We start from the raw sequence: 16,247 nt of genomic DNA, 5'->3' as shown, positions 1-16,247 counted from the left end.
CCCATGGACAACTGGCGGAAGTCGTCCTATTCGGGCCCGGGCGACGGCAACGAGTGCGTGGAGCTAGCCTCCACCCCGACCCACATAGCCCTCCGTGACTCAAAGGCCCCCACCCGAGCCATCCTCACCTTCCCCGTCTCCACCTTCACCACGTTCCTCGAAGCCCTGAAATCCACATCCCCTCGCTGACTGTCAGTCCCCACCAGTACCGTCGGATCATGGCTCAACAGGCGGGGAACGCGACGGGTGAACGGCGGCTCGCCGTGCTCGAAGGCGTGCTGGAGCGCATCACGTACGCCAACGAGGACAACGGCTACACGGTCGCCCGCGTCGACACCGGCAGAGGCGCCGGCGACCTCCTCACGGTCGTCGGCGCGCTGCTCGGTGCGCAGGTGGGGGAGTCCCTGCGGATGGAGGGCCGCTGGGGGTCACACCCCCAGTACGGCAAGCAGTTCACCGTGGAGAACTACACGACCCTGCTGCCGGCCACCGTCCAGGGCATCCGACGCTATCTCGGCTCCGGTCTGGTCAAGGGCATCGGGCCGGTCTTCGCCGACCGCATCACCCAGCACTTCGGCCTGGACACCCTGAAGATCATCGAGGAGGAGCCCAAGCGGCTCATCGAGGTCCCGGGCCTGGGCCCCAAGCGCACGAAGAAGATCGCCGACGCCTGGGAGGAGCAGAAGGCGATCAAGGAGGTCATGCTCTTCCTCCAGACCGTGGAGGTGTCCACGTCGATCGCCGTGCGCATCTACAAGAAGTACGGGGACGCGTCCATCTCGGTCGTCAAGAACCAGCCCTACCGCCTGGCGGCCGACGTCTGGGGCATCGGCTTCCTGACCGCCGACAAGATCGCCCAGTCCGTCGGCATACCGCACGACAGCCCGGAGCGGGTCAAGGCCGGCCTGCAGTACGCGCTGTCGCAGGCCACCGACCAGGGCAACTGCTATCTCCCGGAGGAGCGGCTGATCGCGGACGCGGTGAAGCTGCTGCAGGTCGACACCGGGTTGGTCATCGAGTGCCTGGCGGAACTGGCGGAGGTGCCCGAGGACGGCGAGGACCCCGGTGTCGTACGGGAGAAGGTGCCCGGGGAGCACGGCGAGCAGGTGACCGCGATCTACCTCGTCCCCTTCCACCGCGCCGAGCTCTCCCTCTCCGCCCAGCTGCTCAGACTCCTGCGCACCGGCGAGGACCGGATGCCCGGCTTCCGGGACGTGGCCTGGGACAAGGCGCTGGCCTGGCTGAAGGGCCGTACGGGCGCCGACCTCGCGCCCGAGCAGGAGGCGGCGGTCAAGCTGGCGCTGACCGAGAAGGTGGCTGTCCTGACCGGTGGTCCCGGCTGCGGCAAGTCCTTCACCGTCCGGTCGATCGTCGAGCTGGCGCGGGCGAAGAAGGCCCGCGTCGTCCTCGCCGCCCCCACCGGACGCGCCGCCAAGCGGCTGGCCGAGCTGACCGGCGCCGAGGCCTCCACCGTCCACCGCCTGCTGGAGCTCAAGCCCGGCGGTGACGCGGCCTACGACAAGGACCGGCCGCTGGAGGCCGACCTGGTGGTGGTCGACGAGGCGTCGATGCTGGACCTGCTGCTCGCCAACAAGCTGGTGAAGGCCGTACCGCCCGGCGCCCATCTGCTCTTCGTCGGGGATGTCGACCAGCTGCCCAGCGTCGGTGCCGGCGAGGTGCTGCGGGACCTGCTGGCCGAGGACAGCCCGATCCCCGCGGTGCGCCTCACGCGTGTGTTCCGGCAGGCCCAGCAGTCCGGCGTGGTGACCAACGCGCACCGGATCAACTCCGGGCAGCATCCGGTCACCGACGGCATGAAGGACTTCTTCCTCTTCGTCGAGGACGACACGGAGGAGGCCGGACGGCTGACCGTGGATGTGGCCGCTCGTCGGCTTCCGGCCAAGTTCGGGCTGGACCCGCGCCGGGACGTGCAGGTCCTCGCGCCGATGCACCGCGGGCCGGCCGGCGCCGGCACCCTCAACGGACTGCTCCAGCAGGCCATCACCCCGGGCCGCCCGGACCTGGCGGAGAAGCGGTTCGGCGGCCGGGTCTTCCGGGTCGGCGACAAGGTCACCCAGATTCGCAACAATTACGAGAAGGGGGAGAACGGTGTCTTCAACGGCACCGTGGGCGTGGTCACCTCGCTCGACCCGGTCGACCAGCGCCTGACGGTGCTGACGGACGAGGACGAGGAGGTGCCGTACGAGTTCGACGAGCTGGACGAGCTGGCCCACGCGTACGCGGTGACCATTCACCGCTCGCAGGGGAGTGAATATCCCGCCGTGGTGATCCCGGTCACCACCGGAGCCTGGATGATGCTCCAGCGGAACTTGCTCTACACGGCGGTCACCCGGGCCAAGAAGCTGGTGGTGCTGGTCGGTTCGCGCAAGGCGATCGGTCAGGCGGTGCGCACGGTGTCGGCGGGCAGGCGCTGTACGGCGCTGGACTTCAGACTCATCTCGAAAAATGATCGATCAAATGAGTCGTGAAGGTCACAGAGCACTTCCGGATCGGGAAGACAGGGGGCAGGATGGGCAAGTTGGCGGCACTCAGTGCCGCCGATAGGCCCGATGGTCGACCCCGAGTGCACTCTCCTGAGCCAATTGGGGGAAGGTAGAGACAGTCAGGGCAACCTCGAAGATGAGGCACTACGTCGGTGAGGGAAGACGTGAGCGACAACTCTGTAGTACTGCGGTACGGCGACGGCGAGTACACCTACCCGGTGATCGACAGCACCGTCGGCGACAAGGGCTTCGACATCGGGAAGCTCCGCGCCCAGACCGGGCTGGTCACCCTGGACAGCGGTTACGGCAACACCGCCGCCTATAAATCCGCCATCACCTACCTCGACGGCGAGGCGGGCATCCTGCGGTACCGCGGCTACCCGATCGAGCAGCTGGCCGAGCGCTCCACCTTCCTGGAGGTCGCCTACCTGCTGATCAACGGCGAGCTGCCCACCGTCGACGAGCTCACCTCGTTCAAGAACGACATCACCCAGCACACGCTGCTGCACGAGGACGTCAAGAACTTCTACCGGGGCTTCCCGCGCGACGCCCACCCGATGGCGATGCTGTCCTCGGTGGTGTCCGCGCTGTCCACGTTCTACCAGGACAGCCACAACCCCTTCGACGAGAAGCAGCGCAACCTCTCGACGATCCGCCTGCTCGCCAAGCTTCCGACGATCGCCGCGTACGCGTACAAGAAGTCGATCGGTCACCCGTTCGTCTACCCGCGCAACGACCTCGGCTACGTCGAGAACTTCCTGCGGATGACCTTCTCGGTGCCGGCGCAGGAGTACGACCTCGACCCGGTCGTCGTCTCCGCCCTCGACAAGCTCCTCATCCTGCACGCGGACCACGAGCAGAACTGTTCGACGTCGACGGTGCGCCTGGTGGGTTCGTCGCAGGCCAACATGTTCGCCTCCATCTCGGCCGGCATCAACGCCCTGTGGGGCCCGCTGCACGGCGGTGCGAACCAGTCGGTGCTGGAGATGCTCGAGGGCATCCAGGCCGGCGGCGGCGATGTCGACTCCTTCATCCGCAAGGTGAAGAACAAGGAGGACGGCGTCCGTCTCATGGGCTTCGGCCACCGGGTCTACAAGAACTTCGACCCGCGCGCGAAGATCATCAAGGCCGCCGCGCACGACGTCCTCTCGGCCCTCGGCAAGTCCGACGAGCTGCTGGACATCGCGCTGAAGCTGGAGGAGCACGCGCTCTCCGACGACTACTTCGTCTCGCGCAGCCTCTACCCGAACGTGGACTTCTACACCGGTCTGATCTACCGCGCGATGGGCTTCCCGACCGAGATGTTCACGGTCCTGTTCGCCCTCGGCCGGCTGCCGGGCTGGATCGCCCAGTGGCACGAGATGATCAAGGAGCCGGGCTCGCGCATCGGCCGCCCGCGCCAGATCTACACGGGCGTGGTGGAGCGGGACTTCGTCCCGGTCGAGGAGCGCTGACGCCTCCGGCGGGAGAGCCGATCGCCTAGGACTTCGTTACTGAAGGAGCGTGGGCGACTGCGGGCCGGCTGTGGCTGGTCGCGCAGTTCCCCGCGCCCCTGGCGAGCGTTGCGCTGGGCGAACCTCAGTAGGTGAACCAAAAGCGGAAGGCGCCCTGACGCCGGTCCCCCCACGGGCCGACGACCAGGGCGCCTTCCCATGTCCCGGTGCGGATTCCCCCCACGGGATCCGGCCGGGCGCCTGAGAGACCAGCGCCTGAATCGCTGTTCTTTCGGTACTGCTGGTACTGCGGTTGAGCAGAACGAGCAGAACTCGTCGTACTCATGGGTGATGTGCGGTCTGCCGGGACAGCGCACGCTCGGGAGGGCCGCTCAAAGCTTCCCGAAGTACGTGCCCCGGCAACGCATCTCTGGAGAAGTCCCCCAAGACATTCCCCAGATGCCGGTTCGCGCCCCCCAAGACGCTCTCCGACATCGCCAACTTAGACCTTCGAACCCCTTCGATGGTTACGTTCACATCACTGTGATCTGCGTCTCTTGCATTTGTCCGTTTGATACGCAAGAGCTCCGACGCGTTGATCGGGACCCCAGCGTAAGGATGATGCGCGAGCCTTGTGAAGAGCTTATGTGAGCCGGGCGTCGGACTCTAGGGGTGCTCTTACTTCAGCTGTCGGTAACCGGCAGTAACTTGGCCGGAGTTCAGTGAAACGTCCGCAATCTGAGACTGTTGGTGACCACGAAGACGGATGAGAAGGCCATCGCGGCCCCGGCGATCATCGGATTCAGCAGCCCCGCGGCGGCCAGCGGCAGCGCCGCGACGTTGTACCCGAACGCCCACACGAGGTTTCCCTTGATCGTGGACAGCGTCCTGCGCGACAGCCGGATCGCGTCCGCGGCCACCCGCAGATCCCCGCGCACCAGCGTCAGGTCGCCCGCCTCGATCGCCGCGTCCGTCCCGGTGCCCATCGCCAGCCCCAGATCGGCGGCGGCGAGCGCGGCCGCGTCGTTGACCCCGTCGCCGACCATCGCGACGACCCGCCCCTCCTCCTGCAGCCGTCGTACGGCGGCCACCTTGTCCTCGGGCAGGACCTCCGCGATCACCTGCTCGATCCCGACCTCCCGGGCCACCGCCTCGGCCACCGTCCGGTTGTCCCCGGTCAGCAGCACTGGCGTCAGGCCCAACGCGCGCAGCCCGCGCACCGCCTCGGCGCTGGTCGGCTTCACCGCGTCGGCGACGGCGACGACACCGCGTGCCACCCCGTCCCAGCCGACCACGACGGCCGTACGACCGCCCCTCTCGGCCTCGTCCCGGACGCGGGCCAGTTCCTTGGGCAGAACGTCGTGGAGGCGCCCCACGGCCACGTCACGGCCGTCCACGCGGCCGCGGACGCCCCGCCCCGGCACGTTCTCGAAGCCTTCGACCTCGGGGAGCCGTCCGAGCCGCTCCTCGGCGCCCATGGCGACCGCCCGGGCGACCGGGTGCTCGGAGGCGTGCTCGACGGCGCCCGCGAGTCGCAGCACCTCCTTCTCGTCGGTGCCGTCGGCTGCGTACACCTCGTGGAGGGTCATGCGGCCCGTGGTGACCGTGCCGGTCTTGTCGAGGACGACCGTGTCGACGCGGCGCGTGGACTCCAGCACCTCGGGGCCCTTGATCAGGATGCCGAGCTGGGCGCCACGCCCCGTGCCGACCATCAGCGCGGTCGGCGTGGCCAGGCCCAGCGCGCACGGGCAGGCGATGATCAGGACCGAGACGGCCGCCGTGAATGCGGCGGCGGTGTCACCGGTGACACCGAGCCACGTCCCGAAGGTGGCGAGGGCGACGAGGATGACGGCCGGCACGAAGACCGCCGAGATCCGGTCGGCGAGCCGCTGCACCTGCGCCTTGCCGTTCTGCGCGTCCTCCACCAGCCGCGCCATCCGCGCGAGCTGCGTGTCCGCGCCCACGCGCGTGGCCTCGACGACCAGCCGTCCGCCGGCGTTGACCGTGGCCCCGGTGACCGTGTCGCCGACGCCGACGTCCACCGGCACCGACTCGCCGGTCAGCATGGACGCGTCCACCGCGGAGGCGCCCTCGACGACGGTGCCGTCCGTCGCGATCTTCTCCCCTGGCCGTACGACGAAACGATCCCCCACGGCCAGCCGGGACACCGGGACACGTACCTCGCGCCCGTCGCGCAGCACGGACACGTCCTTGGCGCCGAGTTCCATCAGCGCCCTGAGCGCGGCCCCCGAGCGCCGCTTGGCGCGGGCCTCCAGATAGCGGCCCAGCAGGATGAGCGCGATCACTCCGGCGGCCACCTCGAGGTAGATCGAGGAGGTGCTCTCGGTGCGCGAGACGGTGAACCGGAACTCGTCGTGCATGCCGGTCATGCCCGCGTCGCCGAAGAACAGCGCCCACAGGGACCAGCCGAACGCGGCCAGCGTGCCGACCGAGACCAGCGTGTCCATGGTCGCGGCGCCGTGTCGGAGGTTCGTCCAGGCGGCCCGGTGGAAGGGCAGACCGCCCCAGACGACGACGGGGGCGGCGAGGGTGAGCGCCAGCCACTGCCAGTTGTCGAACTGCAGGGCGGGAATCATCGACAGCGCGACGACCGGGACCGCGAGGAGGGCGGAGACGGTGAGGCGCAGACGCAGGGAGGCGAGTTCGGGATCGTCCTCGGCGGCCTGCGGCTCCTCCTCGACGGGCTGCGGCGGCGCGGGCTCCTCGGCGGTGTAGCCGGTCTTGACGACGGTGGCGATCAGGTCGGCGACCTGGATGCCGGCGGGATAGCTGACCTTGGCCTTCTCCGTCGCGAAGTTCACCGTGGCGGTGACCCCGTCCATGCGGTTGAGCTTCTTCTCGACGCGGGCCGCGCAGGAGGCGCAGGTCATGCCGCCGATCAGCAGCTCGACCTCTGCCGCGTCGGTCGGTGGTGTCTCGGTGGGCGTCATGTCCGGACTCCAGACATCGGACCGGACCACGCGGAGCCAGTATCAGCTGGTCGGCGCGGCCCGGTCGGAGAACAGAACGGAAGGGCGGCCGCTCAGGCCTGGCCGACGAGCTCGAAGCCCGCCTCGTCCACCGCGGCGCGCACCGCGAACTCGTCGAGCGGGGCCTCGGAGACGACGGTGACCTCGCCGGCCGAGGCGACGGCCTTGACCGAGGTGACACCGGGAAGCTCCGAGATCTCGCCGGAGACGGAGCCCTCGCAGTGTCCGCAGCTCATCCCGCTCACCTTGTAGACAGTGGTGACGGAACCCTGGGTGTCGGACTGGGCGGTCATGTCGTTCTCCTCGTGGAGGCGTGTGGGGCCTGCGGGACCCACGGTGGGGCCCCTGCCACCTCACACTATACCCCTAGGGGGTATGACTCAACGAGGGATCGCCCGCGGTTCGGCCCAGCCGGTCGCCCACCAGCGGCTCGAGATAGCGGATCAGTACGTTCTTGATCTCCCGGATGTACGCGTCGCGCTCGGCGCCCTCATGGGCCAGGACCAGCTCCAGCCCCCCCTTGTACATCCCGAGGCAGACCTGCGCGGTGCGGGTGAGATCGGCGGCGGGGGCGTCGGGCAGGAGGCTGGAGAGCAGCCCCTCGATCCGGCCGAGCACGGTCGCGTGCAGCGCGTCGTGCTCCTCGGCGATCCGGCCGGGCACGTCCGGGCCGTGCATCAGCGCGAAGAAGACCGGGTGGTCGCAGTTGAACGCGATGAACCGGTCGACGGCGGCGCCGACCGCCTGCTCCAGGGGGGTCGCGGGGTCTATCGGGGCGAGCGCCTCGCCGTAGGTCTCCCGCATCTCGTGCATCAGCCGGTCGCCCAGCTCGATCGCGATCGCTTCCTTGTTCGGGAAGAACTGGTAGAGCGTGCCGGGTGAGACGCCGGCCTCGCGGGCGATGGCGTTGGTGCTGGCCGCCGTGTAGCCGGTCGTGCAGAACACGGTCGCGGCCGCTTCGAGGAGCTGGGCGACCCGGCGCTCCCCGCGGGCCTGTCGACGGCGCGGCTGTTCCTGCTGCTGGTTGTCGGGCACGCGTTATCCCCAGCTCTCCGAACGCGATTGACAAACACGAGCGGTCGCTCGCATTCTGGGGGTGGTTCAAATGCGAGCGGTCTCTCGTGTTTGTCATTTTACGGTTTCCACGGTGAAGGGGACACCGCACCATGACCGAAGTCAACAGCCCACCCAGCAGCACACCCCGGCCCGGCGGATGGACCCGGTTCGTGACCGCCCGACCACGGCTGTCGCTGCTGGTCGCGCTGGTGATCACCGCCCTCGCCGTGCTCGCCGGCAGCGGGGTCGCCGACCGGCTGGGCAGCGGCGGCTGGGAGGACCCGGCCGCCCAGTCGACCTATGCGACCAAGGCCCTGGAGCGCGAGTTCCCGGACTCCCAGCCCAACCTCCTGCTCCTCGTCGACTCGGGCGGCGCCTCGGTGGACGCCCCCGCGGTCGCCGCCGAGGCACAGCGCCTCGCCACCCGCCTCGCCGCCGAGAAGGGCGTCATCGGCGTCGGCTCCTACTGGCAGACCAAGTCGCCCGCCCTGCGCGCCGAGGACGGCCACGAGGCGCTCATCGCCGCGCACATCAGCGGTGACGAGAAGACGGCGAGCGACACCCTGGACCGCATAGCGCCCCACTACCGCGGCACGCTCGGCCCGGTTCAGGTCAAGGTCGGCGGCATGGTCGCGGTGCGCGGCGAGATGCAGACGATCATCAAGGAGGACCTCGCCCGCGCCGAGATGATCGCCCTGCCGGTCACGCTCCTGCTGCTGGTGATGGTCTTCGGCTCGGCGATCGCGGCCCTGCTGCCGCTGGGCATCGGCATCGTCGCGATCCTCGGCACGAACGCGGTGCTGCGCGGCCTGACGGAGTTCACGGACGTCTCGGTCTTCGCCCTGAACCTCACCACGGCCCTCGGCCTGGGCCTCGCCATCGACTACGCCCTGTTCATCGTCCGCCGCTTCCGGGAGGAACTGTCCGCCGGGGCCGAGCCGCCCACGGCCGTCGCCACCACCCTGCGCACCGCCGGCCGCACGGTCCTCTTCTCGGCCCTCACGGTCGCCGTCTCCCTCGCCGCGATGCTGGTCTTCCCGCAGTACTTCCTGCGGTCCTTCGCCTATGCCGGAATGGCGGTGGTCCTGCTGGCCGCGGCGGCCGCCCTGATCCTGCTCCCGGCGGCCCTCCTCCTGCTCGGCCACCGCGTCAACTCCCTCGACCTGCGCAAGGTGTTCCGGCGCGGGCGTCCGGCCAGGACGTCCGGCGAGGACGGCACCGCCTGGGCGCGTACGGCGGCCCTGGTGATGCGCCGGGCCCCGTTCTTCGCCCTGGCGACGACAGCCGTGCTGGTCCTGCTCGGACTGCCCTTCCTGGGCGTGAAGTTCGGCACCGCGGACGACCGCCAGCTCCCCTCGACCGCCGAGTCGCACGTCGTCCAGCAGCACATCCGCGACGGCTTCCCCGGCAACCCCGGAGGCGGCCTCGAAGTGCTCGCGGAAGGCAGGGCGACAAAGGCGCAGTACACCGCCTACAAGGACCGGATCGCCGGCCTCCCCGGTGTGCTGCGGGTGGACGGCCCGCTGGTGAGGGGCGACTCCGCGTACTTCACGGTGCTGCCGAAGGGTGAGGCCGTGGACGACACGGCCCAGCGTCTGGTGGGTGAGGTGCGTGCCACGGACGCCCCGTTCGCCACCAAGGTGACCGGCACGGCGGCCGTACTGGTCGATTCCAAGCACGCGATAGCCGAGCGTCTGCCATGGGCGGCCGCCGTCATCGCGGTCGTCACCCTGCTCCTGGTCTTCCTCCTGACCGGCAGCGTGCTGATACCGGTCCAGGCCGTGCTGCTCAACGCGCTCAGCCTGACGGCGATGTTCGGCGCGGTGGTCTGGGTCTTCCAGGACGGCCACCTCTCGGGCCTGCTCGGCTTCACCAGCCCCGGCTCCATCGAGACGACCCTCCCGGTCCTGATGTTCTGCGTGGCCTTCGGCCTCTCCATGGACTACGGCGTCTTCCTGCTCTCCCGCATCAAGGAGGAGTACGACCGAACGGGCGACCACAACGCCGCGGTCCGCCACGGCCTGCAGCGCACTGGCGGCCTGATCACGGCGGCGGCGGTGATCCTGGCGGTGGTGATGGTGGCGATCGGCACCTCCCGCGTCACCAACACCAAGATGCTCGGCCTGGGCATCGCACTGGCGGTCCTGATGGACGCGATGATCGTCCGCAGCCTGCTGGTACCGGCGGTGATGAGACTGACGGGCGCGGCGACATGGTGGGCACCGGCCCCGCTGCGCAAGGTCCACGCACGGTTCGGATTGAGCGAGGGTGAGAATGAGCGCCCCGACAGGGGCGCGGGGAACGGCGCGACCAGCCAAGACGTACCCGCGGACCGCGACGGCGATGGGAGCGCACATGAGAGCGGTGGTATTCGAGCAATACGGTGAACCGCCCGAGGTACGCAACGTACCCGACCCCCTGCCAGCCCCCCACGGAGTGACCGTCCGCGTGGAAGCCACCGGCCTCTGCCGCAGCGACTGGCACGGCTGGCAGGGCCACGACCCGGACATCACCCTCCCTCACGTCCCCGGCCATGAACTCGCCGGTGTCGTCGAGTCCGTCGGCGCCCGCGTGAGCAACTGGCACCCCGGCGACCGTGTCACCGTCCCCTTCGTGTGCGCCTGCGGAACCTGCGGCGCCTGCGCGGCGGGCGACCAGCAGGTCTGCGAGCGGCAGACCCAGCCCGGCTTCACGCACTGGGGCTCCTTCGCCCAGTACGTGGCGCTGGACCACGCGGACGTGAACCTCGTGGCCGTGCCGCAGGAGCTGTCGTTCGCCACGGCGGCGGCGCTCGGCTGCCGGTTCGCGACGGCGTTCCGGGCGGTGGTGCAGCAGGGCCGGGTCGCCGCGGGGGAGTGGGTCGCGGTGCACGGCTGCGGTGGCGTGGGACTGTCCGCGGTGATGATCGCGGCGGCGTCCGGGGCACGGGTGGTCGCCGTCGACGTGTCACCGGCGGCGCTGGACCTGGCGCGGAAGTTCGGGGCGACGGACGTGGTGGACGCCACGCGGGTGCCGGACACGGCGGCGGCGATCCTCGACCTGACCGGCGGCGGCGCCCATCTGTCCCTGGACGCCCTCGGCTCGCCGGTGACCTGCGCCGCATCGGTGAACGGCCTGCGCCGCCGCGGCCGCCACGTCCAGGTGGGCCTGCTGCCCTCCCCGGACGGCACGACCCCGGTCCCCATGGCCCGTGCCATCGCCCTGGAACTGGAACTCCTCGGCAGCCACGGCATGGCCGCGCACACCTACCCGCCGATGCTGGAGCTGGTCCGCGCGGGCGTCCTGCGTCCTGACCTCCTGGTCACCTCCACCATCGCCCTGGACGCGACCCCGGCCGCCCTGACGGCGATGGGGACGGCACCGGGAGCGGGGGTGACGGTCATCGAACCGTGGGGCTGACGGCGCCGGGCCGTCAGCGGTGGGCGGCCCATTCACGGTCGAGGAGACCCATGACCACCTCGTCGACCCACACCCCGTCCCGCCACGCGGCCCCCCTGCTCCCACTCGTACAGGACGACCTCGCCGAGGAGTTCGTCGGTGGCGGGGTGGGTGACGGGGTCGGTGACGGCGAGGTCGAGGCGGTCGGGGGCGGTGGCCCGGGAGCCGTACCAGCACCGCAGCCCGCTCAGGGTCCGGCCTTCTCACCGGCCAGGACGGGTTTCGTGGAGAAGTCGCTCATCGGGCGACTGTGTCCCACGAGACGGGTGGGGCACAGGTGGGTTTTCTGAGGGACGGGGTCAGTCGTCTCGGCGGCCCCGGTTGCCCGGGCGGGAGGCGACCCAGGCGCGGACCGTGTCGGCGTACCAGAAGGGCTTGCCGCCCTCGACGTGGTCCGGCGGGGGCAGCAGCCCGTGCTTGCGGTACGAACGCACGGTGTCCGGCTGCACCTTGATGTGCGCCGCGATCTCCTTGTACGACCAGAGCCGTCGGTCGGTCATGAGGTGCACCTCCCTGCGCGCACCACGGGGGCGGCCGGGGGCGGCCGTCGGGGGAGCCGGGCGCTGCGCTGGCGATCCAAAGCCTGTGTCCCGTGAACGACATGGCTCGGGACGGGTCAGGGCCTGTGCGCGGGGTGTGACGCGGGACCCGCGTACACGCGACATGTGTGACACGAGGGGAGCGTTTGTGACACGAGTGCCGCAAAGGCGTACGCGGGCTCACGGGCGCGGCGCGTTGACTTCGCCGGAATTATCCGCCCCACGCGAGGTGGGCCGGACCCGCTGCGTCGGGCCCGGCCCACCGGCTCCCCCGCTTCCCCCTCTGCGGGTGCCGTCGGCGGTGATCTCCCCCCGAGGACCGGCCGCCGGACGATCAGCGTGCAGTCAGCGCACCCTGCCGGTCTTGGAAAAAACCGAACTGCGAGCCGACGTCAGCAACAGACTCGTCGCCTCGCCGGTCATCCGGTCGGCCGTCGGCACCCCGGGCTGCGACACCGGCGGGAGTCCCCGGGCCGTCGTGAACTCACGCGGCGTGCACCCGGTCATGGCCCTGAACTCACCGCTGAGATGGGCCTGGTCGTAGAACCCGCAGATCGCCGCCGTCTCCGCCTGCCCGCGCCCCTGCGCCAGCAGCCGCCGCGCCCGCTGCAGGCGCAGAACCCGCGCCGCCATCTTGGGCCCGAGCCCGATCTGCTCCCGGAAACGGTTCTCCAACTGCCGTACGCTCCAGCCCACGTCGTCGGCCAGGTCCCGTACCGGCATCGCACCGCCCGTCCGCACCAGCTCCGACCAGGCCCGCACCACCCGTGCCGAACTCGGCGTCCCCGCCTGCGACCAGCGGACGAAGACGTCGTCCAGCAGCCCGAACCGCGCCTCCCAGGTCGGCAACGAGGCCAGTGCGGCGGCCAGTTCAGCGATCGTGTTGCGCCGACCGCCCACCGCCCGCGTGCCCAGCACATGCGGCAGCTCGTCGGGATCGACGGTGCGGTCCGTCAGCTCGTACTGCGGGGTCCCGAACAGCGTGAACGCCGCCCAGGGCGTCAACAGCACCTCGATCCCCGACAACCGCCCACCGTGCTCCCCGACGGCCGGCGTGGTCGTGGGCCCGCAGTACACCGACACGAGCGTGGACGTCGGCCGCCCGGCCCGCGTGATCCGCACCGGCTGCTCGAACCCGAGCAACAGGGTCGCCGCCCCGATCGGCACCTCCAGCCGCCGCCGCGGCCGGTCGAGCGCCAGCCGAACCCCGCGATAACTGATGATGCCGGGCCGCAACCGAGGATCGGGCCGCGCGAGAACGGTCTCCCAAGACCCCCAGGCCCCATGCCCCGATCGGACGGCTCTTGTCATCCCCCCATGCTGCAACCCCGCCAGGGGCGCGGGGAACTGCGCGACAAGCCACAACATAGCCGCACTCGCCGACGAAAGAGCCGCCCGGCAGACGACTAGGCGCTCCTACGCCCCGCACGACCTCAAAAACGCCCTGGTCCGCTGAGCGATCGGCAGCGGCTTGTCCGGATCGCACGGGTACATGTCCTGCTCGACGATCGCGAACAGCTCCACGTCCAGCTTCTGTGCAGCCTCCAGCACCGGCCCCAACGCCGGTACCCCGGCGGGCGGTTCGCACATGACGCCCTGCGCCACGGCCGGTCCGAACGGCGTCCCCTTCGCCCGTACGTCCGCCAGGATCTCCGGATCCACCTGCTTCAGATGCAGGTACCCGATCCGCTCCCCGTACGTCTCGATCAGCTTCACGCTGTCGCCGCCGCAGTACGCGTAGTGCCCCGTGTCCAGACACAGCGAGACCAGCGAGGAGTCGGTCCCGTCCAGGAACCGCTCCACGTTCTCCTCGCTGTCGATGTGCGTGTCGGCATGCGGATGCACCACGATCTGCAGCCCGTACCGCTCCCGCACCTCACGGCCCAGCCGCTCGGTCAGAGTGGTCAGATTGCGCCACTGCTCGGCCGTCAGCGTGTCGGACTCCAGCACCTCGCCGGTCTTGTCGTCCCGCCAGAAGGACGGGATGACCACCAGGTGGGACGCCCCCATGGCCTGCGCGAGCACCGCGTTGTCCGCGACGTGCGCCCAGGTCTTCTCCCACACCGACTCGCCGTGGTGCAGGCCCGTGAACACGGTTCCGGCGGAGACCTTCAGGCCACGCCGTGAGGTCTCCTCGGTGAGGACCGCGGGGTCGGTCGGCAGGTAACCGTACGGGCCCAGCTCGATCCACTCGTAGCCGGAGTCCGCCACCTCGTCGAGGAACCGCTGCCACGGAACCTGCTTCGGGTCGTCCGGGAACCAGACGCCCCAGGAGTCGGGCGCCGATCCGATCCGGATGCGGGACAGTGAGGACTGGGGTGACAGGGAGCTCATGCCGGTCAGCTTCCGGGGACCGGTAAGCGCTGTCAAGGTCTCGTCCGTATGTCTGGACAAAACATTGACAGGGCTCCTCGCGCGGGGCTACAAACGCGGGGAGAGCCGCAACGAAGGGAAGCCGATGGCGTACGACCTGATCACCATGGGGCGGATCGGTGTGGACCTGTATCCGCTCCAGACCGGCGTACCGCTGCCGCAGGTGACAAGCTTCGGCAAGTTCCTCGGCGGCTCGGCGACGAACGTCGCGGTGGCCGCCGCCCGCCTCGGCCGGAACACCGCGGTGATCACCCGCACCGGCGACGACCCGTTCGGCACCTACCTGCACGAGGCGCTTCAGGGCTTCGGCGTCGACGACCGCTGGGTCACCCCGGTCCCGGGCCTGCCCACGCCGGTCACGTTCTGCGAGATCTTCCCGCCGGACGACTTCCCGCTGTACTTCTACCGGCAGCCCAAGGCGCCCGACCTGGAGATCGACGCCCATGAGCTGGACCTCGACGCCATCCACGAGGCGCGCGTCTTCTGGGTGACCGGCACAGGCCTGAGCGAGGAGCCCAGCCGTACGGCGACGCTCGCGGCCCTCGCGCACCGCGCCAAGGCCGGTACGACGGTCTTCGACCTCGACTGGCGCCCCATGTTCTGGACGGACCCCGACTCCGCCCGCCCCTTCTACCAGGAGGCCCTGCGCCACACGACCGTCGCCGTCGGCAACCTCGACGAGGTGGAGGTCGCGACCGGCGTGCGCGAACCGCGGGCCGCCGCGCAGGCGCTGCTGGACGCCGGTGTGGAGCTGGCGGTCGTCAAGCAGGGCCCCAAGGGCGTCCTCGCCGTCAACAGCAAGGGCGAGTCCGCCGAGGTCCCGCCTCTCCCGGTCAAGGTCCTCAACGGCCTCGGCGCCGGTGACGCGTTCGGCGGCTCCCTGTGCCACGGGCTCCTGGAGGGCTGGGACCTGGAGACGATCATGCGGCACGCCAACGCGGCCGGCGCCATCGTCGCCTCCCGCCTGGAGTGCTCCTCCGCCATGCCGACCCCGGCCGAGATCGAGGCCGCGCTCACCGCGGGAGCCGTCCTGTGACCGTCGACGTGACGGAGCTGGTCCGTCTGCGCACCCAACGCCCCGAGGCGATCGCCGAGGCCGCCGCCCGCCGTGCGCGGCGGGCGCTGGTCGGCACGAGCGGCCGCCTGATGATCGTGGCCGCCGACCACCCGGCCCGCGGCGCGCTCGGGGTGGGGGACCGCAGGTTCGCCATGGCCAACCGCGCCGACCTCCTCGAACGACTGTGCCTGGCGCTCTCCCGGCCCGGCGTGGACGGAGTCCTCGCGACCGCCGACATCCTGGACGACCTGCTGCTGCTCGGCGCGCTGGAGGGCAAGGTCGTCATGGGCTCGATGAACCGCGGCGGCCTGCAGGGCGCCAGCTTCGAGCTCGACGACCGCTTCACCGGCCACCGCCCCGAGGACATCGAGCGGCTGAACTTCGACGCGGGCAAGCTGCTGCTGCGCATCGACTACGACGACCCCGGTTCCCTGACCACGCTGGAGTCCACCGCCCGCGCCATCGACGCCATGGCGGCCCGCCGGCTCCCCGTCTTCGTCGAGCCGTTCATCAGCCGCCGCACCGAGGAGGGCCGGCTGAAGAACGACCTGTCCGCCGAGGCCGTCACCAGGTCCATCGCCATCGCCTCCGGCCTCGGCGGGACCTCGGCCTACACCTGGCTGAAGCTCCCGGTCACCGAGAACCCCGACGACATGGCCGAGGTCATGCAGACCTCCACGCTGCCCGCCGTGCTGCTGGGCGGCGAGGTCGGTGACGACCAGGACGGGGCGTACGAGAAGTGGCGCGGGGCCCTCCAACTGCCCACCGTGCAGGGGCTGGTGGTCGGCCGTTCGCTGCTGTACCCGGCGGACGGCGATGTGGCCGCCGCCGTGGACACCGCCGTAGGACTGCTGTGA

The 16,247-nt window shown here is 70.3% G+C and carries 14 protein-coding genes; 8 read left to right on the top strand and 6 right to left on the bottom strand.

The genetic code is table 11. From position 1 onward, the window contains the following. Nucleotides 1–3 precede the first annotated feature (3 nt). From ABZZ74_RS20585 to ABZZ74_RS20575, 3 genes are all read left to right on the top strand, one after another. Nucleotides 4–189 carry a DUF397 domain-containing protein gene (locus tag ABZZ74_RS20585; RefSeq protein WP_356766859.1) on the top strand — a complete coding sequence of 62 codons (186 nt, stop codon included), beginning with the start codon at nt 4–6 and terminating at the stop codon, nt 187–189. Between the two features lie 29 nt (nt 190–218). After that, nucleotides 219–2,489, top strand: coding sequence for an ATP-dependent RecD-like DNA helicase (locus tag ABZZ74_RS20580; RefSeq protein WP_356766857.1), 2,271 nt, complete (start codon nt 219–221; stop codon nt 2,487–2,489). A 179-nt stretch (nt 2,490–2,668) separates the two neighbouring features. Beyond that, a complete protein-coding gene (locus ABZZ74_RS20575) occupies nt 2,669–3,958 on the top strand; it encodes a citrate synthase (RefSeq protein WP_356766855.1) in 1,290 nt (429 codons plus the stop codon). A gap of 698 nt (nt 3,959–4,656) precedes the next feature. Here ABZZ74_RS20575 and ABZZ74_RS20570 read toward each other — a convergent pair. The 3 genes from ABZZ74_RS20570 to ABZZ74_RS20560 all read right to left on the bottom strand — a co-directional run bounded on the left by ABZZ74_RS20570 (nt 4,657) and on the right by ABZZ74_RS20560 (nt 7,962). Then, on the bottom strand, nt 4,657–6,888 hold the full coding sequence (locus tag ABZZ74_RS20570; RefSeq protein WP_356766853.1) for a heavy metal translocating P-type ATPase: 2,232 nt from the start codon (nt 6,886–6,888) through the stop codon (nt 4,657–4,659). A 92-nt stretch (nt 6,889–6,980) separates the two neighbouring features. After that, nucleotides 6,981–7,220, bottom strand: a complete 240-nt coding sequence (locus ABZZ74_RS20565) for a heavy-metal-associated domain-containing protein (protein ID WP_356766851.1) — start codon at nt 7,218–7,220, stop codon at nt 6,981–6,983. Nucleotides 7,221–7,293: 73 nt separating this feature from the next. Next, complete coding sequence (locus tag ABZZ74_RS20560; RefSeq protein WP_356766849.1) at nt 7,294–7,962, bottom strand: TetR family transcriptional regulator; 669 nt, start codon at nt 7,960–7,962, stop codon at nt 7,294–7,296. Between the two features lie 131 nt (nt 7,963–8,093). On the opposite strand from ABZZ74_RS20560, the gene ABZZ74_RS20555 reads away from it, so the two are divergent. Genes ABZZ74_RS20555 through ABZZ74_RS20545 form a run of 3 tightly spaced genes read left to right on the top strand, consistent with a single transcriptional unit; the run spans nt 8,094 to nt 11,711 of the window. Continuing rightward, complete coding sequence (locus tag ABZZ74_RS20555; RefSeq protein ID WP_356766847.1) at nt 8,094–10,370, top strand: MMPL family transporter; 2,277 nt, start codon at nt 8,094–8,096, stop codon at nt 10,368–10,370. After that, entirely contained in the window at nt 10,339–11,382 is a 1,044-nt protein-coding gene (locus tag ABZZ74_RS20550) for a zinc-dependent alcohol dehydrogenase family protein (RefSeq protein ID WP_356766845.1), read from the top strand. The genes ABZZ74_RS20555 and ABZZ74_RS20550 overlap by 32 nt, the downstream gene beginning before the upstream one ends. 50 nt (nt 11,383–11,432) lie before the next feature. Next, entirely contained in the window at nt 11,433–11,711 is a 279-nt protein-coding gene (locus ABZZ74_RS20545) for a hypothetical protein (protein WP_356766843.1), read from the top strand. 9 nt (nt 11,712–11,720) lie between these two features. Here ABZZ74_RS20545 and ABZZ74_RS20540 read toward each other — a convergent pair whose 3' ends face one another. The 3 genes from ABZZ74_RS20540 to ABZZ74_RS20530 all read right to left on the bottom strand — a co-directional run bounded on the left by ABZZ74_RS20540 (nt 11,721) and on the right by ABZZ74_RS20530 (nt 14,294). Next, a complete protein-coding gene (locus ABZZ74_RS20540; RefSeq protein WP_356766841.1) occupies nt 11,721–11,921 on the bottom strand; it encodes a MerR family transcriptional regulator in 201 nt (66 codons plus the stop codon). Nucleotides 11,922–12,305: 384 nt separating this feature from the next. Further along, a complete protein-coding gene (locus ABZZ74_RS20535; RefSeq protein WP_356766839.1) occupies nt 12,306–13,271 on the bottom strand; it encodes a helix-turn-helix domain-containing protein in 966 nt (321 codons plus the stop codon). 105 nt (nt 13,272–13,376) lie between these two features. Further along, nucleotides 13,377–14,294: a sugar phosphate isomerase/epimerase gene (locus ABZZ74_RS20530; protein WP_356766837.1), complete on the bottom strand. Its 918-nt coding sequence runs from the start codon at nt 14,292–14,294 to the stop codon at nt 13,377–13,379. A gap of 124 nt (nt 14,295–14,418) precedes the next feature. Between ABZZ74_RS20530 and iolC the strand changes: the two genes are divergently transcribed. Beyond that, nucleotides 14,419–15,369 carry a 5-dehydro-2-deoxygluconokinase gene (gene iolC / locus ABZZ74_RS20525; protein WP_356766835.1) on the top strand — a complete coding sequence of 317 codons (951 nt, stop codon included), beginning with the start codon at nt 14,419–14,421 and terminating at the stop codon, nt 15,367–15,369. Then, nucleotides 15,366–16,247, top strand: a complete 882-nt coding sequence (locus ABZZ74_RS20520) for a deoxyribose-phosphate aldolase (protein ID WP_356766833.1) — start codon at nt 15,366–15,368, stop codon at nt 16,245–16,247. The genes iolC and ABZZ74_RS20520 overlap by 4 nt, the downstream gene beginning before the upstream one ends.

It is taken from the genome of Streptomyces sp. NPDC006476 (assembly GCF_040612015.1).
GTDB lineage: Bacteria > Actinomycetota > Actinomycetes > Streptomycetales > Streptomycetaceae > Streptomyces > Streptomyces griseorubiginosus_B.
The sequence above is the reverse complement of the archived record's forward strand: the minus strand, read 5'-3'. Positions and strand labels throughout refer to the sequence as shown.